Annotated in this window: 21 protein-coding genes; 19 read left to right on the top strand and 2 right to left on the bottom strand. The window is 68.3% G+C overall.

Annotation, left to right across the window (positions count from 1 at the left end; translation table 11 throughout):
* From VNE62_02555 to VNE62_02525, 7 genes are all read left to right on the top strand, one after another.
* Positions 1-657, top strand: a 657-nt coding sequence (locus VNE62_02555) for a DNA polymerase (GenBank protein HVE91168.1), incomplete at its 5' end; no start/stop codon positions are given.
* Between the two features lie 126 nt (positions 658-783).
* Entirely contained in the window at positions 784-2,100 is a 1,317-nt protein-coding gene (gene rpsA / locus VNE62_02550; protein ID HVE91167.1) for a 30S ribosomal protein S1, read from the top strand.
* A 9-nt stretch (positions 2,101-2,109) separates the two neighbouring features.
* A complete protein-coding gene (gene coaE / locus VNE62_02545) occupies positions 2,110-2,718 on the top strand; it encodes a dephospho-CoA kinase (GenBank protein HVE91166.1) in 609 nt (202 codons plus the stop codon).
* A gap of 5 nt (positions 2,719-2,723) precedes the next feature.
* Entirely contained in the window at positions 2,724-3,419 is a 696-nt protein-coding gene (locus tag VNE62_02540) for an HAD-IA family hydrolase (GenBank protein HVE91165.1), read from the top strand.
* Between the two features lie 20 nt (positions 3,420-3,439).
* A complete protein-coding gene (uvrB, locus tag VNE62_02535) occupies positions 3,440-5,470 on the top strand; it encodes an excinuclease ABC subunit UvrB (GenBank protein ID HVE91164.1) in 2,031 nt (676 codons plus the stop codon).
* Positions 5,467-6,372: a ThuA domain-containing protein gene (locus VNE62_02530; GenBank protein ID HVE91163.1), complete on the top strand. Its 906-nt coding sequence runs from the start codon at positions 5,467-5,469 to the stop codon at positions 6,370-6,372. The genes uvrB and VNE62_02530 overlap by 4 nt, the downstream gene beginning before the upstream one ends.
* A gap of 72 nt (positions 6,373-6,444) precedes the next feature.
* Entirely contained in the window at positions 6,445-6,963 is a 519-nt protein-coding gene (locus VNE62_02525; protein HVE91162.1) for a CAP domain-containing protein, read from the top strand.
* Positions 6,964-7,006: 43 nt separating this feature from the next.
* On the opposite strand, the gene VNE62_02520 is transcribed toward VNE62_02525, so the two are convergent.
* Positions 7,007-7,789 (bottom strand): class I SAM-dependent methyltransferase, encoded by a 783-nt coding sequence (locus VNE62_02520; protein HVE91161.1) that lies wholly within the window; start codon positions 7,787-7,789, stop codon positions 7,007-7,009.
* Positions 7,786-8,583, bottom strand: coding sequence for a hypothetical protein (locus tag VNE62_02515; protein HVE91160.1), 798 nt, complete (start codon positions 8,581-8,583; stop codon positions 7,786-7,788). Before VNE62_02515 ends, VNE62_02520 begins: the two co-directional genes overlap by 4 nt.
* 88 nt (positions 8,584-8,671) lie before the next feature.
* Between VNE62_02515 and uvrA the strand changes: the two genes are divergently transcribed.
* The 12 genes from uvrA to pgk all read left to right on the top strand — a co-directional run.
* Entirely contained in the window at positions 8,672-11,521 is a 2,850-nt protein-coding gene (gene uvrA / locus VNE62_02510; protein HVE91159.1) for an excinuclease ABC subunit UvrA, read from the top strand.
* Between the two features lie 128 nt (positions 11,522-11,649).
* On the top strand, positions 11,650-13,506 hold the full coding sequence (locus VNE62_02505; protein ID HVE91158.1) for an ABC transporter ATP-binding protein: 1,857 nt from the start codon (positions 11,650-11,652) through the stop codon (positions 13,504-13,506).
* Positions 13,503-15,347 (top strand): ABC transporter ATP-binding protein, encoded by a 1,845-nt coding sequence (locus VNE62_02500; protein HVE91157.1) that lies wholly within the window; start codon positions 13,503-13,505, stop codon positions 15,345-15,347. The genes VNE62_02505 and VNE62_02500 overlap by 4 nt, the downstream gene beginning before the upstream one ends.
* Before the next feature lie 59 nt (positions 15,348-15,406).
* A complete protein-coding gene (locus tag VNE62_02495) occupies positions 15,407-16,282 on the top strand; it encodes a DMT family transporter (protein HVE91156.1) in 876 nt (291 codons plus the stop codon).
* A 1-nt stretch (position 16,283) separates the two neighbouring features.
* Positions 16,284-17,093, top strand: coding sequence for a M55 family metallopeptidase (locus tag VNE62_02490; GenBank protein ID HVE91155.1), 810 nt, complete (start codon positions 16,284-16,286; stop codon positions 17,091-17,093).
* Positions 17,094-17,128: 35 nt separating this feature from the next.
* A complete protein-coding gene (locus VNE62_02485; protein HVE91154.1) occupies positions 17,129-18,121 on the top strand; it encodes an ABC transporter substrate binding protein in 993 nt (330 codons plus the stop codon).
* A gap of 43 nt (positions 18,122-18,164) precedes the next feature.
* Positions 18,165-21,329, top strand: coding sequence for a SpoIIE family protein phosphatase (locus VNE62_02480; protein ID HVE91153.1), 3,165 nt, complete (start codon positions 18,165-18,167; stop codon positions 21,327-21,329).
* Entirely contained in the window at positions 21,326-21,685 is a 360-nt protein-coding gene (locus VNE62_02475) for an STAS domain-containing protein (GenBank protein ID HVE91152.1), read from the top strand. Before VNE62_02480 ends, VNE62_02475 begins: the two co-directional genes overlap by 4 nt.
* A 57-nt stretch (positions 21,686-21,742) precedes the next feature.
* Positions 21,743-23,641: an excinuclease ABC subunit UvrC gene (uvrC, locus tag VNE62_02470; GenBank protein ID HVE91151.1), complete on the top strand. Its 1,899-nt coding sequence runs from the start codon at positions 21,743-21,745 to the stop codon at positions 23,639-23,641.
* Positions 23,638-24,522, top strand: a complete 885-nt coding sequence (gene rapZ / locus VNE62_02465) for an RNase adapter RapZ (GenBank protein HVE91150.1) — start codon at positions 23,638-23,640, stop codon at positions 24,520-24,522. Before uvrC ends, rapZ begins: the two co-directional genes overlap by 4 nt.
* Before the next feature lie 91 nt (positions 24,523-24,613).
* Positions 24,614-25,648, top strand: coding sequence for a type I glyceraldehyde-3-phosphate dehydrogenase (gene gap, locus VNE62_02460; protein HVE91149.1), 1,035 nt, complete (start codon positions 24,614-24,616; stop codon positions 25,646-25,648).
* A 20-nt stretch (positions 25,649-25,668) separates the two neighbouring features.
* A partial coding sequence (gene pgk, locus VNE62_02455) for a phosphoglycerate kinase (protein ID HVE91148.1) occupies positions 25,669-25,892 on the top strand: 224 nt, incomplete at its 3' end.

Genomic DNA, 25,892 nt, shown 5'->3' with positions numbered 1-25,892 from the left:
CGCGTCCTCGCGCATCTGTCCCAGGACGCTGGGATCCTCGAGGCGTTCGCTTCGCACCACGACTTCCACGCCGCGATCGCGTCCAAGGTCTACGGCGTCGGTGTCGCGGACGTGAACCCGCAGATGCGCTCCTACGCCAAGCAGTTCTCCTACGGCATCGCCTACGGCATGTCGTCCTACGGGGTGTCTCAGCGGCTGTCAGTGGACCTCGAGGAGGCCAGGGCGTTCGTGGACGCCTACTACGCGCAGTTCCCGAAGGTCCGAGACTTCCTCGACGCACAAGTGGGCCGGGCCAAGGTGGACGGCTTCACCACCACGATGCTCGGACGCCGGCGCTACCTGCCGGAGCTGCAGTCGCGCAACCCCCGCGTGCGGGCGATGGGGGAGCGGATGGCGCTCAACGCGCCGATCCAGGGCAGCGCCGCCGACATCATCAAGCGGGCGATGATCGACGTGGACCTGGCCCTGGAGGACCGCACCCACGTGGCCACGATGCTGCTGTCCGTCCACGATGAGCTGGTGTTCGAGGTCCCCGCGGGGGCCGAGGCGGAGGCCGACGCGCTGGTCCGCACCCATATGGAGGCCGCCGCCGACCTGATCTGCGGGCTCGAGGTGGACGTCCACTTCGGCCGCAACTGGTCCGAAGCCCACGCCTGAGCACCTGCGGCCCCCGCCGCTGCGCTGGTACCATTGTCGTGCCTGGGCCCCCACGGGGGCCTGGAGACACATGTTCGGAGGTCCCACCAGCAGATGAGCCCCCAAGACACGCAAGAGAGCACCGGTATGTCGTCCTACACGGGCGGCGAGATCCTCACCAGGGAAGACCTGGAGCGCGCGTACGACGAGACGCTCAAGGACTTCAACGATGGCGACGTGGTCAAGGGCCGCGTCCTTCGGATCGACAAGGACGAGGTCCTGGTCGACATCGGCTACAAGTCCGAGGGCGTGATCCCGATCCGCGAGCTGTCCATCCGCCACGACGTCGACCCCAACAAGGAGGTCACGGTCGGGGAGGAGATCGACGCCCTGGTCCTTCAGAAGGAGGACAAGGAAGGCCGTCTGATCCTGTCCAAAAAGCGCGCCCAGTACGAGAAGGCCTGGCACGTGATCGAGGACAAGAAGAACACCGGTGAGATGGTGACCGGCAAGGTCATCGAGGTGGTCAAGGGCGGGCTCATCGTGGACATCGGCCTCCGGGGGTTCCTCCCCGCGTCGCTGGTGGACATCCGCCGCGTGGGAGACCTCAACCCATTCGTGGGAACCGAGCTCGAGTGCAAGATCATCGAGCTGGACCGGAACCGCAACAACGTGGTGCTCTCCCGCCGCGCGTTCCTCGAGGAGACCCAGAAGGAGACCCGCAAGGACCTGCTGGGCACCCTGAAGAAGGGCGACGTCCGGACGGGCCGCGTCTCGTCGATCGTGAAGTTCGGGGCCTTCGTGGACCTCGGCGGCATCGACGGGCTCGTCCACGTCTCGGAGCTGTCCTGGAAGCACGTCGAGGACCCCGCCGAGGTCGTGACAGTGGGCCAGGAGGTCGAGGTGGAGGTCCTGGACGTCGATCACGACCGCGAGCGGATCTCCCTTTCGCTCAAGTCCACGCAGGAGGACCCGTGGGCCAGCTTCGGCCGCCTGCACGAGTCCGGCGACATCATCGACGGACATGTAACGAAGCTGGTGTCGTTCGGCGCCTTCGTCCAGGTCGGTGACGGGCTCGAGGGCCTCGTCCACATCTCCGAGCTTTCGCAGAAGCACGTTCAGACACCCGCGGAGGTCGTGTCGGTCGGCGACGTCGTGAAGATCAAGGTCCTGGACGTCGACCCCAAGCGGCGCCGAGTCTCGCTTTCGATGAAGCAGGCCGAGGAGGGCTACGTCCCGCCGGAGCCGACGGAATCGCCGGGAGCCGGCGCCGGAGAAGGCCAGCCGTTGAGCCAGGAGGCCTTTCTGGACGTCGAGCCGGACATCTCTCCTGAGCCCGAGCCGGAGCTGGAGCCGGAGCCGGAAACGGCCGAGGACGGCGACGCCGAGCCCGAGCGCCCGAAGTCAGAGGACGCCCCCACCGACACCCTCGAGGCCATCGTTCGCGACATGCAGCAGGGCTGAGCCCCGCGCGTGTACGTGATCGGCCTCACGGGCGGGATCGGCACCGGCAAGACGACGGTCTCCCGCATGCTCGGGCGGCGCGGCGCGCACGTGGTGGACGCCGACCTGCTGGCGCGTGACGTGATCGAGCCCGGCACCCCCGGCTACGACGACGTAGCGGCTGAATTCCCCGAGGCGGTCGGACAGGACGGACAACTCGACCGGACCATCCTCGCCCGGATCGTGTTCGCCGACCGGGAGCGCAGGATGAAGCTGAACTCGATCGTTCACCCCCGCGTGTACCAGAAGATCGTGGACCGGCTCAGGGACCTGGCGGGACAGGACCTCGTAGTCGTGCTCGACATCCCGCTGCTCGTGGAGTCGGCGTCCGGCAGCCGGGGGCTGGTGGCCGAGGTCGTGGTGGTGTCCGCATCCGAACAGACCTCGCTCGACCGGCTCGAGAAGCGCGGCATGTCCAGACAGGACGCCGCCGCGCGGATGGCCGCACAGGCCCCCATCTCCGACAAGGAGGAGATCGCCGACCACGTCATCCGCAACGAAGGCTCGCTGGAGGAGCTGGAGGCCCAGGTGGACGAGCTTTGGGAGTCGCTGCGCGCGAAAGCGGGGGCCGGCGCTTGATCGAGATGGTGTTCTTCGACGCAGGGGAGACGCTCCTGCGGGCCGAGCCCTCGTTCCCGGAGCTGGCCGCGAAGGTCATCCGGTCGCGAGGACACCAGGCCGGCAGCGACGACGTCATCCGGACCAGCCGCGAGCTCGGCTCCCACTTCCGCCGCGCGGCAGACGAGGGCAGGACGTTCTCTGCTTCCGCCGACGAGTCCAAGGCATTCTGGACGGCTTTCTACACCGACATGCTCGGCCACCTGGGCATCGACGACCCGGAGGCCCCGGAGGTCCTTTTCCAGACCTTCTCGAACCCGGACAACTACGGCCTCTTCGACGACGTCCTGCCGGCGCTGGATCAGCTGCAAGCCGCCGGCCTGCGGCTGGGGATCATCAGCAACTTCGAGGGGTGGCTGGAAGGCCTCCTGCGAAGACTCGGCATCCTCAACCGCTTCGACGTCGTGGCGATCTCCGGACCGCTTGCCGTCGAGAAGCCCGACCCCCGGATCTTCAAGTGGGCGGTGGAGCAGGCAGGGGTGTCAGCGGACCGCTGCGTGCACGTGGGGGACCAGCCCTACTTCGACGCGGAGGCGGCAACCGCATGCGGACTGCACGGCGTGCTCCTGGACCGCTACGGCCGCTGGCCGGACGTGCGCGAGTTCCCTGTCATCCCCACCCTGCGGGAACTGCCGACGGTTGCGGCACGGCTGGGGGCCTGACGGCCTACGCTGGAGCCCCCATGACATCGCGCGATTTCAGCTTCCGGCCCGGGTTCGACCTGGCCGGCGACCAGCCCAAAGCCGTCGAGGAACTCTCCGCCGCCCTGGCGGCGGGTGAGCGGTTCGTAACGCTGCTCGGCGCCACCGGCACCGGCAAAACGGCCACCATGGCCGCGGTGGCGGAGCGGCTCCAGCGCCCCGCGCTGCTCATAGCACCGAACAAGACGCTCGCGGCTCAGCTCACGACCGAGCTGAAGGAGTTCTTTCCCGACAACGCCGTCGAGTACTTCGTGAGCTACTACGACTACTACCAGCCGGAGGCGTACGTCCCTCAGACGGACACCTACATCGAGAAGGACTCGTCCATCAACGACGAGGTGGACCGCTTGCGCCACTCGGCGACCGCGGCGGTGCTGACCCGGCGCGACGCCGTGGTCGTGGCCTCGGTCTCTTGCATCTTCGGCCTTGGCTCCCCGGAGCAGTACAGGGGACAGATCCTGTCACTGGAGGTCGGCGGGGAGATGCCGCGCGACCTGATCGTCCGGCGGCTGGTGGACCTGCGCTACGACCGCAACGACATGAACCTCACCCGGGGACGGTTCCGTGTCCGCGGCGACACGCTGGAGCTGCATCCCGCCTACGAGGAGCTCGTCCTGCGGGCGGAGCTTTTCGGCGACGAGGTCGAGCGGCTCACGTGGATCAACCCGGTGACCGGCGAGGTCGTGGGGGAGACGAAGTCGGTGAACGTGTTCCCGGCCAGCCACTACGTGGCCGGCGACACGACCATGCAGCGCGCGATGGCGTCCATTGAGGCGGAGCTGAGTCAGCGGCTGTCGGAGCTGCAGGCGCAGGACAAGCTGCTGGAGGCGCAGCGCCTGCGAATGCGGACCCACTACGACCTGGAGATGATGCGGGAGATCGGCTACTGCTCCGGCATCGAGAACTACTCGCGCCACGTCGACGGGCGGGCGCCGGGCGAGGCCCCCTACACGCTGCTGGACTACTTCCCCGACGACTACATCGTCTTCATCGACGAGTCGCACATGACGGTGCCGCAGCTGCACGGGATGTACGAAGGCGACCGCTCACGCAAGGAGACCCTGGTCGAGCACGGGTTCCGGCTCCCCTCGGCGATGGACAACCGGCCCCTGCGTTTCGAGGAGTTCATGGAGAAGGTCGGACAGGTGTGCTTCATCTCTGCGACCCCGGCTGCTTTCGAGCTGCGCAAGTCCACCTGCGTGGCCCAGCAGATCGTCCGCCCCACAGGGCTGGTGGACCCCGAGGTGATCGTGCGTCCGACCCGTGGACAGATCGACGACCTGATCGCTGAGATCCGGCGCCGCGTCGAACGCGAGCAGCGCGTTCTAGTGACCACGCTGACCAAGAAGATGGCCGAGGACCTCACCGACTACCTGCTGGAGATGGGGATCCGGGTGCGGTACCTGCACTCCGAGGTCGACACGGTCCAGCGGATCGAGATCCTGCGCGACCTGAGGCTCGGCGAGTTCGATGTGCTCGTCGGGATCAACCTGCTCCGCGAGGGCCTGGACCTGCCGGAGGTGACGCTGGTGGCCATCCTGGACGCCGACAAGGAGGGGTTCCTGCGCTCGGCCACCTCTCTCATCCAGATCATCGGGCGGACGGCGCGCAACGTCGAGGGGCAGGTGGTCATGTACGCCGATCAGGTCACCGACTCGATGCGCGACGCGCTGGAGGAGACGAGGCGACGCCGCGAGATACAGGTCGCGTACAACACCGAGCACGGGATCAAGCCGGAGACGATCCGCAAGAACGTGACGGACATCCTTCTGCAGACTCGTCCGGCCGGGGCCCCGGTGCCCGGCAAGGGCTCCCGGAGGGGTCGCCGGCAGGAGCGCTCCGACATGCCGCTGGACGAACTGCAGCGGCTGATCATGGTTTTGGAGGAGGAGATGCGCGACGCGGCGCGGGACCTGCGATTTGAGTACGCGGCCCGGCTCCGCGACGAGGTCACGGACCTGAAGCGGGAGTTGCGGGAGGTCCACGGCCAACCCGTGGGGGTGAAGCCGTGAGCAGACGCTCGATCGCCCTGACCCTGGCAGCCCTGCTCCTGACCGCGGCTTGCGCGCAGCAGAAGCCGAAACCGGCGACACGTGTGCGCGCCTCGGAGGCGTCTGCCAGTCCGACCACCGAGCCCACGGTTTCGCCGAGCCCGGCGAGCCCGTCTCCCGCGGGGACTCCGGTTTCGCTTCGCGCACGGACACCGACGCCTTCGACGACCGCCGCCCCCACACCTCAGCCGACCGCCGGGCCTCCCGCCGTGCTCGTGTTCACCCTGCGCAGGGGTTTCGTCCACGACTCGGTTCCCGCGGCCCTGGAGGCGCTGAAGCGGCTGGAGTCCCATGGCCTTCCGGTCGTCCACAGCGAGGATCCGGGAGTCTTCACGGACGTGGGCCTGAAGCGGTTTTTGGCCGTCGTGTTCCTGCACACGACCGGAGACGTGCTCAACGGAGACCAGCAGGCTGCTTTTGAGCGCTACATCCGGGCCGGCGGCGGCTACGCCGGCATCCACTCGGCGGCCGACACCGAGTACGACTGGCCCTGGTACGGGGGCCTCGTGGGGGCCTACTTCAAGTCCCACCCGGCGATCCAGAACGCCAAGATGATCGTGGAGAAGGCAGACCACCCGTCCACTTCCCGGCTGCCCAACGAGTGGTTCCGGACCGACGAGTGGTACGACTTCCGCGAAAACCCCCGTCCGAAGGTCAGGGTCCTGGTGACTGTCCGTGAGGACAGCTACCAGGGGGGCACGATGGGTGCGGACCACCCGGTCTCCTGGTGCCATACCTACCAGGGAGGCCGCTCGTGGTACACGTCCGGCGGCCATTCGGCGTCCGCCTGGTCGGAGGACCTCTTCGCCGAGCACGTCGTCGGGGGCATCCGGTCGGTGGCCCGTCCGGGGTTCTGCGTCTGAGTGACGGCGGGAACGGCACCCGCTTCTGCTAGGGTTGCCGGGACCTCGAGACGTCTTCTCAGGAGGCCCCCCATGACACGTCGTCTGATTGCGTTCGCCGCCGCGCTCACGCTCGGTCTTGCCTCGGCTCCCGTGGTGCACGCGCACCCGGTCTCCGGCTCGTCCCACAACGCAACCGGGGCCTCAGCGGTCGAGTCGCGCGTGCTCACCCTGATCAACAACGGACGGGCTTCGATCGGCAAGGGACGGCTCAGCTCCCACGACGGGCTGCGGTCCGTCGCGCGCCAGCACTCCGTGAGCATGTCTCGCCACGGAGGCCTCACCCACGCCGGTTTCCACGACCGCGTCAGGCGGGCCGGGTTCAGCGGCAACTTCGCGGCATGCGAGAACGTCGCCTACTTCCGCCCCGCACAGGGAGCATCCACGGAGCGGGTGGCCCAGAAGCTGTACAGCCTCTGGCTCAACTCCCCCGGGCACAAGCGCTGCATGTTCGACCTGCGCAGCCGGGGGTTCAACCGGGCCGGCGTAGGAGTCTTCCTCGACCGGTCCGGACGCTGGTGGGGGACTTTCGAGGCCGCCCGCCGCGCCTGATTACCTTTCGGGCTGATCCGGGCTCCGAAGGTGCTGTTCCCGGCTATATCGGCTTGGTCCAGGCGATGACGCAGCCGTCCCCCAGCCTGGATCGCGCCTCCGATACCTCGTCCTGTGGCCGCCGCCCTCGCGCCAGGTCACGCTCGAGCTCGTCCAGCCCCCTGCGCAACGCGTCCGGGTCCGACCTCTCCAGTCGCTCGAAGTAGCTCGTCTGCGCGCGGCGCCGGGAGTCCAGGATCAGGTGCGGGTGGCGGCAGAGAGCCGCCATCGAACCGTCATCCAGGTCCTCGAACTCGAACGGCGTGACTTGCGCCCCCCGAAGCTCCGTCACGAGCTCGTCGATCGACTGGTGCTCGGGAGCCAGCCATTCGCGCGTGTCCGGGAAGTAGTCCAGGACCCACAGGACCTCCAGCTGGTCGCGCGTGTAGGCCATGATCGCGAGCGCCCCGCCCGGTCTCAGGACCCGCCGCGCCTCTGAGAGCGCCGAACGCCACTCGACCACCAGATGGAGCATCGAAACCATTGACACGGCATCCGCCACCCCGTCTCGCACCGGCAGGCTCGCGGCGCTGCCTCTGAGGACCGCCAGCCCCTTTGTCCGCGCGCGGCCAAGCATTTCAGGGGAGACGTCCAGCACGATGGGGCGGAACCCGTCTCGGGCCAGAGCCGCTGAGTAGTTCCCGGTCCCTCCGCCTACGTCCACCAGATGTTTGCCGGGAGCCCCGGACAGTGCCGCCCGCAGAGGCCGCAGCACAGAGGGGCTGGCGGACCGGGTCCTGTCGTACCGCGCGGCCTGGTCGGTGTAGTCGTGGTGACTCTGGCTCATCGGCTGTGCGCCTGCTTCAGGAGGCGGACCGAGCCGGACGGGTCGACGGAGGCCCTGGCCACTCTCGCGCTGAGTCCGTCGTCCAACGGCTGCCATACCAGCGCCCAGGCGCGGCGGCTCCGGCGGGACGTAGGACGGTTGAGGCGCAGCAGCGCGTAGCCGTCCACGACCGATGCGCCCTCGCGTGCGATCGCGATCCACGAGGGCTGGACGAACACGGCGACGGCGGACGTAGTCCCGTTGCTGAGGCCGAAGGCGTGCGGGGTCTTGGTCTCCCGGACCACCTCGCACCGGACCGAGATGTCGCTTCCCGGAGCCGTCGCCTGCACGGCGTTGGTCAGGAGCAGCCGGATCTCCGCGTCCTTACCGCGGTCCTTGACGGGGGGCTGACGGAAGGCCGAGTGGAGCCAGAACAGGTCCCTGCCCTCGGGCGGGAGCACGGCAAGCCCTCGCAGCATGGATGCGGTCGACCGGAACCAGCCCGCGCGCGCCATGCCCGGGTACTGCGCGGCCGTCTGCTCGAGACTGGCTGCCGACCAGGTGAGATCACGCTCGCCGGTCATGCCTGCGACGATGGCCCGGGCCGAGGGGTCCGGCAGAGGCATCCTGCTCAGAGCCACCAGGGCCAGGCAGGGCTCCCGGCGGCCGCCGAACGTCGCCAGGACCTCCTCGGCCTCCTGATCGTGGTCCGGCGCGATGATCTGTCCCTTGTCCCAGACCACCCGGTGGGTCTCCCCGCCGCACTCCACCTCGAAGGTCCGGGGGCCGAAGGCATCAATCGGATTGCCTGTCACGCGGTCTCCTGCGTCGTGTCGCACCCGTCAATAGGATGGTCCACGAACGGGCGTTCCCGCGAACCGCAGAACAGGAGCCTTCCCTCAGATGTCCTCCCAGATCTCGATCAAGGGTGCGCGCGAGCACAACCTGAAGAACGTCTCCCTGGAGCTGCCCCGCGACGCCCTGATCGTTTTTACGGGCATCTCCGGGTCCGGCAAGTCCTCGCTTGCCTTCGACACGATCTACGCGGAGGGCCAGCGCCGGTACGTCGAGTCGCTGTCCTCCTACGCCCGGCAGTTCCTCGGCCAGATGGAAAAGCCCGACGTCGAGTTCATCGAGGGGCTGTCACCCGCCATCTCCATCGACCAGAAGTCCGCGTCCCGCAACCCGCGCTCGACCGTGGGAACGATCACCGAGGTCTACGACTACCTTCGTCTGCTCTACGCGCGAATCGGAAAGCCGCACTGCCACCAGTGCGGGCGCGCTATCGAGCGTCAGACGGTGGAGCAGGTGGTCGACCGCATCCTGGAATGGCCCGAGGGGGCCCGGCTCGTGGTCCTGGCCCCCGTGGTGCAGGGGCGCAAGGGGGAGTACGAGTCGCTGCTGGGCGACCTCGCCCGCAAGGGGTTCGCCCGCGCCCGGGTCGACGGTGAGATCCGCGAGCTGACCGAGAAGATCCGGCTGGAGCGCTACAAGCAGCACACGATCGAGGTCGTCGTGGACCGGATCGTGCTGAAAAAAGGCATCCGGTCCAGGCTCGCCGACTCACTCGAGACGGCCACGGGACTCACCAACGGCATCGTCACCGTCGAGCAGGTGGACGGGGAGTCGCAGACGTTCTCGCAGCACTTCGCCTGCATGTCCTGCGGGATCAGCTTCGACGAGCTGGCTCCCCGGATGTTCTCTTTCAACACGCCGTACGGTGCCTGTCCGCGCTGCACCGGCCTGGGGACGAGGCTCGAGGTCGATCCCAGCCTGATCGTCGCGGACCCGGACCTGTCGGTGTCCGAGGGGGCGATCGGACCGTGGGCCGGCGCGCGGCTGGAGTACTTCGACCGCCTCCTGGCGGCCGTCTGCGACGAGTTCGGAATCGACGCCGACGCGCCCTGGCGGACGCTGACCGCTCAGGAGCGGGAGGTGCTCCTGCACGGGTCCGGGGGGCGGAAGGTCCACGTCAGGTACAAGTCGCGCTACGGCAGGGTCCGGTCCTACCACACCGCGTACGAAGGCGTGATCCCGTGGCTGCGCAGGCGCTATGACGAAACCGACAGCGACGCCTCCCGACAGCGCGCCGAGCAGTACATGAGAGAGATCCCGTGCCCGGAGTGCAAGGGCGCCCGCCTCCGGCCGGAGTCCAGGGCCGTGACCATCGACGGGCTGGGGATCTCCGAGCTGTGCTCCCGGTCCGTCCGGGAGGCACTGCTGTTCGCCGAGCACCTGAACCTCAACGAGCGAGAGCGCCACATTGCCGAGCGGATCCTCAAAGAGGTCCGGGAGCGGCTGGGGTTTCTGGTTGATGTCGGGCTGGACTACCTGTCCCTGTCCCGCGCCGCGGCGACGCTGGCCGGAGGGGAGGCGCAGAGAATCAGGCTGGCCACGCAGATCGGGTCCGGACTGGTCGGCGTCCTGTACATCCTCGACGAGCCCTCGATCGGACTCCATCAGCGCGACAACCGCCGCCTGATCACCACGCTGGTCCGGCTTCGGGACCTCGGCAACACCCTGATCGTGGTGGAGCACGACGAGGACACGGTCCGGACCGCCGACTACGTGGTGGACATAGGTCCCGGGGCCGGGGAGCACGGCGGTGAGGTCGTTTACGCGGGCCCCCTGGAGGGTCTCCTCGAGCACCCGACGTCGCTGACCGGCCGGTACCTGTCCGGGCGGGCGAAGATCGGCGTGCCGGTCACGAGGCGAAGCGCCAAAAGGGGGGCGCACCTGACGGTGACCGGCCCCCGAGAGCACAACCTCAAGGGCGACGAGGCCAAGTTCGCCCTCGGATGTTTTAACGCCGTGACCGGGGTGTCCGGGTCGGGGAAGTCGACCCTCGTGCACGACATCCTCTACCAGGCGCTGATGGTGAAGGTGTACAAGTCCAAGCTCGTACCCGGCAAGCACAAGCGCATCACGGGGATCGACCAGCTCGACAAGGTGATCCTCATCGACCAGTCACCGATCGGACGTACGCCGCGGTCCAACCCCGCCACGTACACCGGTGTGTTCGATCACGTCCGGAAGCTGTTCGCGCAGACGACGGAGGCCAAGCGCCGCGGCTACGGGCCTGGACGATTCTCCTTCAACGTCCGCGGGGGCCGGTGCGAGGCCTGCGCCGGCGACGGGACCAGCAAGATCGTGATGCACTTTCTGCCCGACATCTACGTCGCCTGCGAGGTCTGCAAGGGCAGGCGGTACAACCGCGAGACTCTCGAGGTCCGGTGGAAGGGCAAGACGATCTGCGAGGTGCTGGAGTCCTCGGTCGAAGACGCGCTGGGCCTGTTCGAGGCGATCCCACCGATCCGCCGGCACCTACAGACACTGGTGGACGTGGGGCTGGGCTACATCAGGCTCGGACAGCCGGCGCCCACGCTGTCCGGAGGGGAGGCCCAGAGGGTGAAGCTGGCCAGCGAGCTCGCGAAGAGGGCCACGGGCAAAACGCTGTACATGCTGGACGAACCCACCACGGGACTTCACTTCGAGGACATCAAGCGCCTGCTGGAGGTGCTGCACCGGCTGGTGGACGCGGGCAACACGGTCGTGGTGATCGAGCACAACCTCGACGTCATAAAGACCGCCGATCACATCATCGACCTGGGGCCCGAGGGGGGCGACGGCGGGGGTCACGTGGTCGTGTCCGGTACGCCCGAGGCCATCGCGGCATGCGAGGGGTCGCACACGGGAAGGTTCCTCAGCCCCCTGCTCGCTCCGGCCCCCCGCGCGCGCCGGCGCCGGCGCTGAAAAAGCCAAAGACCGGACCGCGCACTCGCGCGAACCGGTCCCTACCAGTATATCGGCGCCGCGGCGGTTGCCGCCGCTGCGGGGGCCGACGATGATGATGAACCCCGCCCACGAGCCGAGGTCCTCGCATGGGAATGAGATTGCTGGACGAAAAGGTCCCCTGGCGCGAGGAGCTGCGCGCCACGGTCCGGGGGCTGGGCCTGGTCGCCCGAGCCGCGCCGTGGTTTGTTGTGGGCGTCATGGCGACCACCGCCGTGCAGGGATACGTCCCCGCGGTGATGGTGGAGCAGACCGGCAGGTTCCTCAGCGTCATGCCCAGGGCCATCCGCCTGGGGGCCGAGTCGGCCCCCGGACGGACCGCGCGCGAAGCCCTGATCTGGCTGGGGGGCGCGATCCTGATCTCGCAGGTCCTCGGGCCCATTCAGCAGGCGCTTCTGTTCGGGCTCCAGCGCAGGTTCCACGCCTATCTGTCGCAGCGGATCATGACCAGCGTCACCCAGCTTCCTGGGCTCGCCTACTTCGAGGACCCTGAGTTCCGAGACAAGCTCGAGGTGTCCAGCTGGGTTCAGTGGGCCCCGGTCCAGAGCCTGAACCACCTCACGTCCAGCATCCAGACGCTCGTGCAGCTCCTGGCGATGGCCAGGCTGGCGTCGGTGTTCGCGGGCTGGATCCCGCTGCTGATGCTGGCCACGACCTTCCCGGAGGCGGTAGCCGCCTGGCGGCTGGTCAGGGCGGCCGGGATCCGCCGGATAAGGCGCTCGGACGAGGCCCGGAAGGCCAACTACTTCCGCCGCCTTGCGCTGTCCCTTGAGCCCGCCAAGGAGCTGCGGATCTTCGGGCTGGGGGACTGGCTCCTGCAGCGTCAGGGGACGCACTGGCTGGCCGGGATCCGAGAGGTGTGGCAGGTCCGGCGTAAGAGCCTGTTGATCCGGACGGCACTCCACGTGCTCACGATCGCGGGCACGGCGTACGTCTTCACCCGGATGATCTCCGCCACCCTGGACGGTCGCATCGACGTCGGTGTCTTCACGGCCACCTCGATGGCGGCCATCGGGATGACGAACGCGTTTTTGGCGCTGTCGCGCACGCTGGCGGCGATGCGTCAGGCGAACTACTACCTGCCCACGGCGCTGAAGCTGATGGACCTGCCCCGCCGCGACCCGCGCCTGGACGCGTCCGGGTCCGCCAGGACCGGGACCGCTCCGGGGTCCGGGATCGTCTTCGACCGGGTCTCCTTCACGTATCCGGGGACCGAGCGCAAGATCCTGGACCGCCTCGACCTGGCCATACATCCGGCCACCTCCGTGGCCCTGGTCGGCGAGAACGGCGCCGGCAAGACGACTCTGATCAAGCTGCTCTGCCGCTTCTATGACCCCGACGAGGGCCGGATCCTGCTGGACGGCACCGACATCCGCGAGTACGACCTGGTCGCCCTGCGATCCCGCATGGCCGTCATCTTCCAGGACTTCGTCCGTTACAACCTCAGCGCCCGGCACAACGTGGGGTTCGGGGCGGTCGAGCACATGGACGACGAGGCCGCGGTCCGGGAATCGGCCCGTCGCGTGGGCGTTCTGGACCGCATCGAGGAGCTCGACAACGGCTGGGACACCCCCCTGGCCCGCGAGTTCGGGGGCGTGGACATGTCCGGGGGGGAGTGGCAGCGGGTGGCCCTGGCGCGGGCGATGATGGCGCAGATAGCCCGGGACTCCGACCTGCTCGTCCTGGACGAGCCCACGGCCAGCCTGGACGTCCGGCTGGAGCACGAGCTGTACACGCACTTCGCCGACCTCAGCCGGGGACGCACGACGATCCTGGTATCCCACCGGTTCTCGACGGTGCGCATGGCCGACAGGATCGTGTTCCTCGAGAACGGCCGGGTGGTAGAGGACGGGACCCACGAGCAGTTGGTGGCGTCGCGCGGCCGCTACGCGGAGCTGTACGAGATGCAGGCCTCCCATTACCGGCTCACGGGGACCCTGGAATGAGCATCTCGGAGCAGATCCCCGAGGTTCCGCCGAAGGTCGACTCCCAGACCGTCCACCGCATGACGCGCGTCTACGGCGCGATCTTGGGACTGGCCTGGGATATAGCCCGCAGGCGCGCAGCCGCACTGCTTGCGTCGATGATCCTCATGGGCATGGCCGGGGCCGCCAGCGGGTGGCTGACCAAGCTTCTGGTGGACGCCCTCGCCGCGGGCGACGCCGACGAGGCCTGGAAGTGGGGGTTTGTCTTCCTGGGCCAGTTCGCCGCGACCGTGCTGCTGGGCCACCTCCTGCAGTTCCTCCAGATGGACATGGGGGACCGCATCAGCCAGGAGGTCGACAGACGCCTGATGGCCATATCCACGTCTGCGCCCGGTCTGGATCACCTGGAGCGGCCGGAGTTTGCGGACAAGATCAAGCTGGTCCGCAACCACCACTACGTGCCGTTCAGCGCGCTGACGAACCTCAACAGCGTCGCTTACCTCATCTTCGGACTGTCATCGGCGCTGTTTTTGCTGGCGACGATCCACCCGTTGCTCATCGTCATGCCGCTGGTGGCGGCCCCCAGCGCGGTGATCCAGTTCCGTTCCTACCGCAAGCACTTCAGACGGTGGGACGACATCGCCCCCGAGGACCGCCTCTCACAGCACTACCTGGAGCTTGCCACCGAGCCGAAGGCAGCGAAGGAGGTACGGCTTTTCACTCTCGGCTCCCACCTCATAGACCGGTACAGGCAGATCACCGGGACCTACATCCGCACGCTTTTCCGTGACCGGCTGAAGCGATCGGGGGTCGGAGTGGTGACGGGGGCCGCCTACGGGCTCACGCTCGGCGGCGCGATCGGGTTCATCGGGTGGCTGGCCCTCAACCGCAGGGCAACAATCGGCGACGTCGCGCTGGGTGTTCAGGTGTCGCGCATGGTGATCGGACACGTGGAGATGGCCGCGAACCTGATCGCCTGGCTCGCGGAGCTGTCGTTCGTGGGGGAGCGTTACCTGTGGCTCCTGGACTACGAGCCGGACGTCCAGCTCCGCGGACCCGAGCACACTCAGCCCGTGCCCAGGTCCATCACCAGCGGCATTGTCCTGGACGGCGTGTCGTTCACCTACCCGGACACCGAAAAGGAGGTTCTCCACGCCGTCTCGCTGTTCATCCCCGCGGGCGCGACCGTGGCCCTGGTGGGTGAAAACGGAGCCGGTAAGTCCAGCCTCGTGAAGCTGCTCAGCCGCTTTTACGACCCCACCGGGGGATCGATCCGCATAGACGGGATCGACCTGCGTGACCTTGACCTGGACGAGTGGCGGTCCCGGGTGGGCGCCGCGTTCCAGGACTTCGTCCGCTTCCAGCTCGTCGCACGGGAAGCCGTGGGAGTGGGCGACCTGGAGTCGATCGACGACCTTGACCGGGTGACGACGTCCGCCCGACAGTCCGGCGCCGACAGGACCATCGACCGTCTTCCGTCCGGGTACGACACGCAGCTGGGGCGTGACTTCAAGGACGGGACCGATCTGTCCGAGGGGGAATGGCAGCGCGTTGCCTTGGCCCGCGGATCCATGCTGCAGAATCCCGTGCTGCTGATGCTCGACGAGCCGACGGCAAGTCTCGACGCCCGGTCGGAACACGAGGTCTTCGAGAGGTTCGCCGAGCTCGCCCAGTCGGCCCCCGGGGGAGTCCGGCCGGTGACGGTGCTGGTGTCCCACCGCTTCTCCACGGTCCGGATGGCGGATCTCATCGTGGTGCTGCACGAAGGGCGCCTCGAGGAGCTGGGTACCCACGAGGAGCTGATGCAGCGCGGACGCCGGTACGCCGAGCTGTTTCGGCTGCAGGCGTCCCGGTACGACTGACGGTGGCTACCAGTCAGCGCCTCCGCCCCCCCGCGGACGCTCGCCCGGAGAAAAACGAGGTGCGGACGCCCGCCTGGGCCGTCCCGCTGGTGATGGTGGCGGTGATAGCCGTCTGGGGCGCCGCTTTCAGCGGGATCAAGTTCCTGCTCCAGGACCTGTCGGCCGGCGCGCTGACGGCGGGGCGTTTGCTCATCGCCGCCGTCACCTACCTGCTGATGCTCCCGTTCGTGCGGGGGCCCGCGCCCGACCGCCGGAAGGGCGACCTCCTCAAGCTGGTGTCAGTCGGAGTATTCGGTTCGGCCGCCTACCACCTGGCGATCAACTGGGGAGAGCAGTACGTCTCGGCGGGCGTCGCAAGCCTGCTGGTCGCGACGATGCCGGTGATGGTGGCCGTTGCCGCCGCCGTTCTGCTGCGGGAGTCGTTCGGCGTCCGCAGGGCGGCGGGCGTGGCCGTCGCCTTCGCCGGGGTTGGACTGCTGGTCGCTGCTTCGGGCCAGGGGCTTCAGGCTCGCAGCGTCCGGGGGGTGCTCGTGACCATGATCGCGCCGGTCGCCTGGGCCCTCTACACCCTCGTCTCCAAGCCGCTGGCGGCCCGGTACGACGGGGTCCGACTGAACCTCACGGGGGCCTGGGTGGGGGCGCTGGTTCTGGCGCCGTTCGCGGTCCGGGAGGCGTCCTCGTTCGCCTCCCTGGACGCGGCGGCCTGGTCGTGGTTGATCTACCTGGGAGTGCTGTCTACGGCTGTGTCTTACGTCGCGTGGTCATGGTGTCTCCGTCGCTGGCCCGCATCTCGGCTGGCGACGTTCGTCTATCTCGTCCCCGTTTCCAGCCTTCTGTGGGCGTGGGCTCTGCTGGGCGAGCGTCCCACCGCCGGCTCCCTCGCCGGCGGCGCGATGATTCTCGGAGGTGTCGTCCTCGTTCAGCAGGGAGGCTGAGATGCGCGTGATCGTCATGTCGGACATGGAAGGGGTCGCGGGGATCGTCAAGTGGGACCAGGTGTCGTCTGGAAAGCCCCTGTACGAGGAGGGCCGCCGTCTGTACACCGAGGAGATCAACGCGGCCGTGCGCGGCGCTCGTGCCGCGGGAGCCACGGAGGTGGTGGTCGTGGACTGCCACGGCGCCGGCGGCGACTACACGTTCAACTCCCTGGTCCCGGACTTGCTGGACCCGGGCTGCGACTACGTCGTCCAGAGTGTCTGGACCGGCTACACCGATCTGCTGGAGAGCGGGTGCGACGCCGCGCTGTTCGTCGCGATGCACGCCATGGCCGGGACGCCGGACGGCGTGATGTGTCACACCGTGTCCGGCTCGCAGTGGACGAACCTGCGGTTCAACGGAGTCGACGTGGGGGAGACCGGCATCAACGCCGCCTTGTGTGGGACGTGGGGGTGCCCGGTGGTGCTGGTCACCGGTGACGAGGCGAGCTGCCGCGAGGCGCGGGAGCTTTTGGGCGACGGGCTGACGACCGTGCCGGTCAAGCAGGGCCTGGGGAGGTTCAGCGCCAGGAACATCCCCCCCGTGCGCGCGCGCGCTCTGATCGAAGAGGGCGCAAAGGCGTCTCTGTCCGACCTGAAAGCGGTCCAGCCGTACGACCCCGGGCGCCCCTGCACCATCGAGGTGGACTTCACCTCTCCCGACCTCCTGGACGGTCATCGCAACCGGCCGGGAGTCGATGTAGTGGGCCCCCGGAGGATCCGCTCGAGCGCTCAGGACTGGTGGACGGCGTGGAGGCAGTTCTTCCTGTAATCGCCTCTGCGACGCGCTCCTATACTCGTCTGACTTTGCGACCTCAGCGCGGACGAAGCCGCCCGCCGATCCCCATTTTCCTGGCGTTCCTGCTCATTGCATGCGCGTGCGCGACGCCGGCCGAGCGGCAGCACCCGCGGCCCCGCCGGATCGCATTCCTGCGCGCCGTGGCCACAGGAGACGCCGGCACCCAGGAGGCGCTGGTCGGCGAGTTGCAGGCAGGCGGACTGGTCGAAAAGCAGAACCTCACGATCCTGGGAGCCGATCCTTTGGAGGCCTATCCATCTCCTGCCGACGCACAGCGGGCCGTACGCACATGGATGAAGGATGGGCTGGACCTGCTGGTCGCGTTCTCGTCGGCAGGCGCGTTTGCCGCCCGCTCGGTTTCATCCGACCTGAAGATCGTGTTCATATCCATCGACCCCCAGGCAGCAGGGCTGGTGTCCAACCTCCGGCGGCCGGACCGGAACGCGACGGGGGTACGGTTCGTCCCGCCCGCGGACCGCACGCTCGCGCTCGCCAAACGTATGTTTCCGGACGCCAGGCGAGCAGGCCTCGCGGTGCCGCGTGGGGACGACGCGGCCGGCGCTCACCTCAAGGTCCTCGGCGGGGCGGCAGCAGCCGCGAACCTAGAGCTCGTAACCCGCGACTACTCTTCCGAGCAGGACCTCGGCTCGGCGGTTGAAGCGCTCGCCGCGGCGGGGGCATCCTTCATTGTCCTGTCCACCTCCCCTTCCGCCACCAGATCCCTGCCCGCCCTCGAGAGCGCCGCAGCTCAGTACCGGCTGCCGGTCGTGGCAAACATCGAACAGGCGAGGTTCGCGGTGATGAGTTTGTTCCCGGAATCCCGGCAGCTCGGCCGCCAGCTGGGCCTTCAGGCGCTGAGGGTCCTCGAGGGAGTCGCGGTCCGGTCGGTTCCCGTTCAGGACCCCCAGCGGTTCACACTTGTCGTGAACAGGACCGCGGCTCAGAACCTCGGGGTCGTGGTCCCGGAGTCGATGCTGAGGGAGGCGAACCTCGTCCGCTGACAACACGCCCATCCGTTCGCGACTCGTCGTCCAGCTTGTTTCTGTGTCGGTCGCTGCAGGCCTGCTCACCGCGGCAGTGGGCTCGGTCCTGCTCGAGCGCAACGCACGGGAGGCGCTGCGTTCGGAAATCAACCTGCGGAACCGCGCGACGGCTGTTGCTCTGGCGGTGCGTCTGGACGACCGGCTGAGCGAGGACATCCAGCACCTGACACTGGTGAGCACCCGTATGGACGTGGCGACACTGTCGTCACGGGCTTCCGACGAGCTCGGGGTCGCTATGAGGGTGCTGTCGGAGTTCGAGCAGGTGGTCCTGCACGACAACTCGGGGAGCCTCGTGGCAGCGGCGTCCGCGAGGAAGGTGGTGGATCTCAAGGCCGCGGCCGCGGAACCCCCACCGGCAGTGGGGCCGCAGGGGTTCACCGTGGAGCTTCTCGACATACAGGAGCCCGTTGTCCGCTTCGCGGTCGCGGTCGAGAACCCCCCGGGGACACGGGTGGGGGTTCTCGTCGGCAGGATGCTGCTCGAGGAGGCGAGCGAGCGTCTGGAGAGGCCGGGGTCCGGCATCGGAGGATTCATCGTCGACGCCAGGGGGAGGATCGTGGCTCACGCCGATCGTGGGCGTGTCCTGCGGCCCGAGCGTCTCGCGATCGGGCCGGCTCACATGCGTCCCGTGACGGCCGTCACCGGCAAAGGATCTCGGCGCGAGCTGGTGGCTCTGGCTCCCGCCGCCCTGCTTCCGGTGGGGGTCGGTGTCTACCAGGCCGAGTCGGCGGCGCTGGCCCCGGCCACCCGCGCGGTGCGTGAGCTGATGCTGATCCTGCTACTGGTCATCTTCGCGACGGTTCTGGCGGTGAGCGTCTTCGGCGGCTACCTCCTGCGCCCGCTCAGGGGTCTGGCATCGGCCACCAACCGGATGGGCAGGGGTGACAGCTCAGTCCGGGTTGCGAAAACAGGGACCGGAGAGGTTGGGCTCCTGGCGAGGGAGTTCAACCGGATGGCGGAGTCGCTTGAGCAGCGGATTCTGGAGCTTCAGACGCGAAGGCAGGCCGAGGAGCAGCTCCGCGAGCAGGCGCGGGTGGCGGAGACCCTGCAGCGGGTGGCCGCCGCCGTCAGCTCCAGTTTGGAGCTGGAACGCGTGGTCGAGGCCGTGACGGACACCGCCACGGAGCTCACCGGCGCCGCGGTGGGCGCTTTCGTCGCCCATCCGAAAGGGACCGCAGATCTCGACGCAGTCGTCTCTGTATCCCCTGGGACGGCTGCGGACTTCCCTTCCCCGGACTTGCGGGAACTGGTGGGTGAGGTGTTCTCGGACGGGGCACCGGTGAGGATCGGAGACGTGGCGGCGCGTTCCCCCGCCCAGGAGCCGGCTCGGCTCGGCAGCTTTCTCGGCGTCCCTGTGCGTTCGCCCGCGGGCGAGATCGTGGGCGGCCTGTTCTTCGGACACGCCGGATCGGGTTTCTTCAATGAGACCGACGAGAGGCTGGCCGCGGGGATCGCCGTCCAAGCTGGGATAGCGATCGAGAACGCGCGGCTGTACGAGGCAGAGCGCACCTCGCGCGCTGACGCCGAGCAGGCGCGTGAGGGCCTGGCCGTCCTCGCGGAAGCAAGCCGGACACTGGCCTCCTCGCTGGAGTTGACGTCGGTTCTGCGAGCGCTTTCCGAGCTGATCGTTCCGAGGATCGCGGACCTGTGCGTGATCGACCTTGTGCAGGAGGGCATTCCCAGCGAACGGGTCGTGAGCATTAGTGACCCGTCCCTCGAGGAGCTGGCGCGACAGTCGGAAGAGACGCCGCTGGACATGGACAACGATGCGAATCCGGTGGTCCGGGCCATCAAGACGCGGGAGCCGGCGCTGATCGAAGTCACTCGAAAGTCGATCGAGGAGGCGGTCCCGGACCCCGGGCGCCGCGAGCAGGTGTTCAGGATGCAGCCGCTCAGTGCGATCGTGGTCCCGCTGGTCCGTCGGGGTGAAGTCTCCGGCGTGGTGACAGTCACCACGAACGCGTACTCCGGCAGGACCCTGGGTCCCCAGGACCTGTCGCTGATGGAGGAGATCGCCCTGCGGGCCGCGGTGGCGGTCGAGAACGCGGGGCTGTACTCCCGTCAGCGCGGTGTCGCCGAGACGCTGCAGCGCAGCCTGCTGCCGGACCGGATGCCGCAGGTCCCCGGGCTGCTGACGGCGGCGCGGTACCGCCCCGGGGGCCCCGGGGTGGAGGTGGGAGGCGACTGGTACGAAGTCCTGGAACTGCCCGGAGGCTCCCTCGCGGTCGGCATGGGAGATGTCGTCGGACGGGGCGTCAAAGCGGCCGCGCTGATGGGCCAGCTGCGAAACGCGCTGCGGGCCTACGTCCTGGAAGGCCACGGCCCCGCCGAGCTCGTGGACAGGCTCAATCGGCTCCTCGAGGACCTCCGGGGCGACCACATGGCGACTCTGGTGTACGCGGTGCTGGAGCCCGAGTCAGGGACCCTGCGGCTGACCAACGCCGGACATCCACCCCCGCTCGTGGTCAGTCCGTCGGGTGTCGCAACGTATCTCGAGGACGAGGGCCGGGAGGTGCCATTGGGGGCGCTGCCGGGGACGCAGTACCCCGAGGCGGTGATCGTCCTTGAGCCGGGGTCCACGCTTGTGCTGTACACGGATGGCTTGGTGGAGGCCCGGAGCCTGACCTTGGACGAGGGGATGGAGCGGCTGAAGCGCGCCGTACTGACGGCTCCGGAGGACCTCGAGGAGATGTGCGACCACATCCTGGCCCGGTGCCTGGAGGACAGGCGAGTCGAGGACGACGTCGCCATCCTGGTGCTGAGACAGACCCCTCTCACGAATCCGCTGGTCCTGAACCTGGCTGCCAAGCCGGGGGTTCTGGCGCCTCTGCGCGCAACGCTCAGGAGGTGGCTACTGTCAGTGGGGGCAACAGATCAGGAGGCCTATGAGATTTTGGCGGCAACCGGGGAAGCATGCACGAATGCCATCGAGCACGCGGTCGGCCCGAGAACCGCTGATTTCGAGCTGGAGGCGTCTCACGACGGCGATGTGTCCATCCACGTCCGCGATAGCGGAAAGTGGAGGACGCCACGAGCCAGCCTCCGGGGACGTGGGCTGATGATCATCGAGGCCTTTATGGACCATGTGGAGGTTTCGGCCGGCGAGAGAGGAACAGAAGTGAAGATGAGCCGTCGTCTGGGACGCGAGGAGGAGTCACGCACGTGACGCGGTTGAGCCTCGATCTGTCTGAGCGTGACGGAATCATCGTCGGGACCCTCGACGGGGAGATCGACTTCTCCAATGCCCGGTCCGTGGGAGAGCAGGTCCTCGGGTCAGTTTCCAACGAAGCGGTGGGGGTCGTGCTCGACATGTCCGGAATCCGATACCTGGATAGCGCCGGCGTGAGCATGTTCTTCGAGGTCGTCAGGCAGCTCGAGGTGACCCGGCAGCGGCTTGCGCTCGTCCTCCCCCAGCACGCCCCACTCCGGCGTCTTCTGTCGATCACGTCGCTGGATGCCCAGGTCGAGATGTGCGAGTCGGTGGACGACTGCATACGAGGGCTGCAGGAGATGTCGACCTAGACGGCGGCACCCCCGCATTTGCCGTGGTGGGCCGCCGACCCCCGGTAGCCTTGGTCCATGGACTCCCTCCAGGCTCTGGACTTCGCGCGCGGCCAGCGACCCGGGCTCGGACCGGTCCCGGACTCCCCGGGCGTATACCTGTTCCGGGATGCCGACGGCCGCGTCCTGTACGTGGGCAAGGCGCGCAGCGTCCGCAAGAGGGTGTCCTCCTACTTCGGCGCCCCCTCCGGCCTGGGCCCCCGCACCCAGGCCATGGTGTCGTCCGCGCGACGTCTCGAGTGGATGGTGGTGGCGGGAGAGGTCCAGGCGCTCCTCGTCGAGTACTCCCTGATCCAGGAGCACCGGCCCAGGTACAACGTCCGGTACCGCGATGACAAGTCCTACCCGTACCTGGCCGTGACGCTCCGTGACCAGTGGCCCAAGGCGACCGTCACGCGGGGCCGGAAGCGCCGGGGCACCAAGTACTACGGCCCATACGCGCACGCCTACGCCATCCGCGAGACGGTGGACAGCCTCACGCGCGTGTTCCCGATGCGGACCTGCTCCGAGACACTGTTCAAGGAGTGCAACCGGCTGGGCCGTCCCTGCCTGTACTTCCACATAGGCAGGTGCCCCGGGCCGTGCGTCGGGGAGGTGACCGAGGAGGCGTACAGGGCCAACGTCGAGGCCTTCTGCCGGTTCCTCGACGGCGACGTGAAGGGGACGCTGCAGCGGCTGGACGAGGAAATGCGCGAGGCGGCCGAGCGGACGGAGTTCGAGCAAGCTGCGCGGCGCAGGGACCAGCTGGCCGCCGCCCGCCGGGCGATCGAGCGCCAGGAGGTGGTCACGAAGACGGAGTTGGACGCCGACGCGATCGGCATCGCCGAGGACGAGCTCGACGCTGCCGTCCAGGTGTTCTTCGTCCGCTCGGGGCGCATCGCGGGGCGCAAGGGCTACTCGGCCGAGGTGGTCGAGGAGCAGTCTCCGCCGCAGCGGCTGACCCTGTTGCTGCAGTCCATGTACTCGGAGGGCGACAGGCCTCCTCCGGAGGTCCTGGTGCCGTACCAGCCGGAGGACGTCGAGGCCTTGGAGCACTGGCTCCAGGGACTGCGGGGCGGCCGGGTCCGGATCGCCGTGCCCAGGTCGGGCGAACGGGCGACGGTCCTGCAGACGGTGACCCAGAACGCCGAGCAGGCCCTGACGGAGATCCGGATGAAGCGCCGCACGGACCTGGCCGCCCGCTCCCGGGCCCTGAGCCGGCTCCAGGCGGACCTGGGCCTGCCGGAGGCGCCTCTTCGCATCGAGTGCTTCGACGTATCCCACCTGCAGGGACAGGAGACGGTGGGGTCGATGGTCGTGTTCGAGGACGGCCTGCCGCGCAAGACCGACTACCGCAAGTTCCGGCTCAAGGGCGTCGAGGGAGTGGATGATCTCAAGGCCATGGAGGAGATCGTCCGCCGCCGCTTTGCGCGGTATGCCGCCGAGAGAGACCGGCCCCCTGAGGCCGGCCAGAGCCGGGCGAGGAAGTTCGCCTACCGCCCCCAGCTCGTGCTGATCGACGGGGGCCGGGGCCAGCTCGCGGCCGCCATGAAGGCCATGGCGGACACGGGAACGGCCGACATCCCGGTTGCCGCACTCGCCAAGCGCCTGGAGGAGGTTCACCTCCCGGACAGGTCCGAGCCGGTGCGCATCCCCCGGGGGTCCGAGTCCCTTTACGTTCTCCAGCACGTCCGCGACGAGGCGCACAGGTTTGCCGTCGGCTTCCACCGCCAGCGGCGCGACGTCCGGATGCGGACCTCCCGGCTCGACGAGATCCCCGGCGTGGGGCGCGGGCGCAAGGTGGCGTTGATGAAATGGTTCGGGTCCGTCGAGGCGCTGGAGAAGGCGACCCTGGACGAGATCCGCGCCGTCCCCGGCATACCGCGGCACCTGGCGGAGGACATCCACCGCCGTCTTGTGCAGCAGGGAGCATCGTGAACGAGCCCGAGCCGTTTGAGCTGATCGTCATCACCGGCCTGTCCGGCTCCGGACAGACGGAGGCGACGAAAAGCTTCCAGGACATGGGGTACTTCGTCATGGACAACCTGCCCCCTTCGGTTATCGAGCAGGTGTCCACACTCTGCCGGGCCTCGAAGCTTCGCACCGCCGCCGTGGTCGTCCGGCCGAGCGGCCGCGAGTTCTTCCAGGAGTTCTTCGCCGAGCTGGGGCGGGCGTTCTCGGCCTTGCGGGAAAGGGGGGTCCGCGTCCGTATCGTGTTCCTCGACGCCTCCGACGAGACCCTGGTCCGGCGCTACGAGGAGAAGCGGCGGCCTCATCCGATGGCGCCCACGGAGCGCGTCCAGGACGGCATAGCGCGGGAACGGCAGCTGCTCGGGGTCCTGCGGGACGACGCGGAGCTCGTCATCGACACGACCGGACTGTCCCCGCACGACCTTCGCCGGCGCATCCAGTCGTCTTTTCCTCTCACGCCCGCTGCCGGGGCTGGGCTGCAGGTGACGGTCATGAGCTTCGGGTTCAAGTACGGACCCCCGACCGACGCCGACATGGTCTTCGATGCCAGGTTCCTGCCCAACCCCCACTGGGTGCCGGCCCTGCGTCCCCTGCCCGGGACCGACTCCCGCGTGCGCGACTATGTGATGTCCCACGAGGACGCCAAGGCCTACCTGGCCAGGCTCGAGGACCTGCTGGAGTTCGTCCTTCCGGGCTTTGTGAGGGAGGGCAAGCATTACCTGACCCTGGCCATCGGATGCACCGGCGGCCACCACCGCTCGGTCGTGTTCGCCGAGCAGCTGGCGCGGTTTGTGACCGACCAGGGCCACCCGGTCTCGCTGCTTCACCGCGACGTCGAGCGGGAGTAGGGCGCGCGGGGCCCCCTCAGGCCGTGCGGGGCCCCCTCAGGGCCCGCGGGTAGAATCCGACCATCGGCAGCTTCGGCATGGGAGGTCAAAAATGACCGTGCGCGTTGGGATCAACGGTTTCGGCCGGATCGGGCGCAGCTTTGTACGCGCGATCCTTGCCAATCAGGAGGCGGGAGTCGAGCTGGTGGCGGTCAACGACCCGTTCGGCGACACGGGCACCATGGCCCATCTGCTCAAGTACGACTCCGTGGCGGGGGTCCTTCCCCAGGACGTCAAGACAACGGACGACGGCATCGCCGTGGACGGGACCAGCTTCCGAAAGGTCGAGGAGCGCGAGCCGTCGGCGATCCCGTGGGGAGATCTCGGAGTGCAGGTAGTCATCGAGTCCTCGGGCGTTTTCACGTCCAGGGAGAAGGCCGCCGGCCACCTCACGGGTGGCGCCAAAAAAGTGGTCATCTCGGCCCCCAGCCCGGACTCGGATGTCACGGTCTGCGTCGGGGTCAACGACGACACCTACGACCCCGGCTCCCACGACGTCATCTCCAACGCCTCGTGCACGACCAACTGCCTGGCGCCGATGGCACGGATCCTCCACGACACGTTCGGCATCGAGCGCGGGATGATCACCACCGTTCACGCCTACACCAGCGACCAGAACCTGCAGGACGTGGCTACCCCCACCAGGTCCGGCAAGCCGGACCTGCGCCGGATGCGTGCCGCCGCGCTTTCGATCATCCCCAACACCACCGGCGCCGCTAAGGCCATCGGCCTGGTCATCCCCGAGCTCAAGGGCAAGCTGGACGGGATGGCGCTTCGAGTTCCGGTCCCGGACGGCTCCATCACGGACCTGGTTGCGGTCCTTCGGGGGACTCCGTCCGCCGACGACGTCAACAAGGCCTTCCGCGACGCCGCCGGCACTTCGCGATACCAGTCGATCCTTCAGTACAGCGAGGCCCCCCTGGTCTCCCAGGACATCGTCGGGAACCCTTCGTCCTGCGTGTTCAGCGCGCGGGACACGATGGTGACGGAGGGGCTGGTCAAGGTCCTTGGCTGGTACGACAACGAGTGGGGGTACTCCAACAGGCTGGTGGACCTCTGCGCGATCCTCGGTCGCCGCGGGCTGTAACACCGACGCCCAGGATGCCGCTGCCGCTGCTCGAGGACGCCAAGGTCGAGGGACTGCGCGTCCTGGTCCGGGCGGACCTCAACGTCCCCCTCACGGGCGGGCGGGTGGCCGACGACTTCCGCATCAGGTCGTTTCTGCCGACGCTCGGCCGTCTCACCGCCGCGGGCTGCCGGGTGGTCGTCTGCTCCCACCTCGGACGCCCGGAGGGCCGTGACGAGTCGCTGATTACAGCCCCCGTGGCTCA

It is taken from the genome of Actinomycetota bacterium (genome assembly GCA_035536535.1).
In the GTDB taxonomy this organism is placed as follows: domain Bacteria; phylum Actinomycetota; class JAICYB01; order JAICYB01; family JAICYB01; genus DATLNZ01.
The sequence above is the reverse complement of the archived record's forward strand: the minus strand, read 5'-3'. Positions and strand labels throughout refer to the sequence as shown.

What these genes read in the sequence shown, in the direction of transcription:
- VNE62_02525 (HVE91162.1), top strand. Translation starts at nt 6,445, where the DNA reads ATGACACGTCGTCTGATTGCGTTCGCCGCCGCGCTCACGCTCGGTCTT.
- uvrC (HVE91151.1), top strand. Translation starts at nt 21,743, where the DNA reads ATGGACTCCCTCCAGGCTCTGGACTTCGCGCGCGGCCAGCGACCCGGG.
- uvrB (HVE91164.1), top strand. Translation starts at nt 3,440, where the DNA reads ATGACATCGCGCGATTTCAGCTTCCGGCCCGGGTTCGACCTGGCCGGC.
- gap (HVE91149.1), top strand. Translation starts at nt 24,614, where the DNA reads ATGACCGTGCGCGTTGGGATCAACGGTTTCGGCCGGATCGGGCGCAGC.
- VNE62_02520 (HVE91161.1), bottom strand. Translation starts at nt 7,789, where the DNA reads ATGAGCCAGAGTCACCACGACTACACCGACCAGGCCGCGCGGTACGAC.
- VNE62_02490 (HVE91155.1), top strand. Translation starts at nt 16,284, where the DNA reads ATGCGCGTGATCGTCATGTCGGACATGGAAGGGGTCGCGGGGATCGTC.
- VNE62_02540 (HVE91165.1), top strand. Translation starts at nt 2,724, where the DNA reads ATGGTGTTCTTCGACGCAGGGGAGACGCTCCTGCGGGCCGAGCCCTCG.
- uvrA (HVE91159.1), top strand. Translation starts at nt 8,672, where the DNA reads ATGTCCTCCCAGATCTCGATCAAGGGTGCGCGCGAGCACAACCTGAAG.
- VNE62_02500 (HVE91157.1), top strand. Translation starts at nt 13,503, where the DNA reads ATGAGCATCTCGGAGCAGATCCCCGAGGTTCCGCCGAAGGTCGACTCC.
- rpsA (HVE91167.1), top strand. Translation starts at nt 784, where the DNA reads ATGTCGTCCTACACGGGCGGCGAGATCCTCACCAGGGAAGACCTGGAG.
- VNE62_02505 (HVE91158.1), top strand. Translation starts at nt 11,650, where the DNA reads ATGGGAATGAGATTGCTGGACGAAAAGGTCCCCTGGCGCGAGGAGCTG.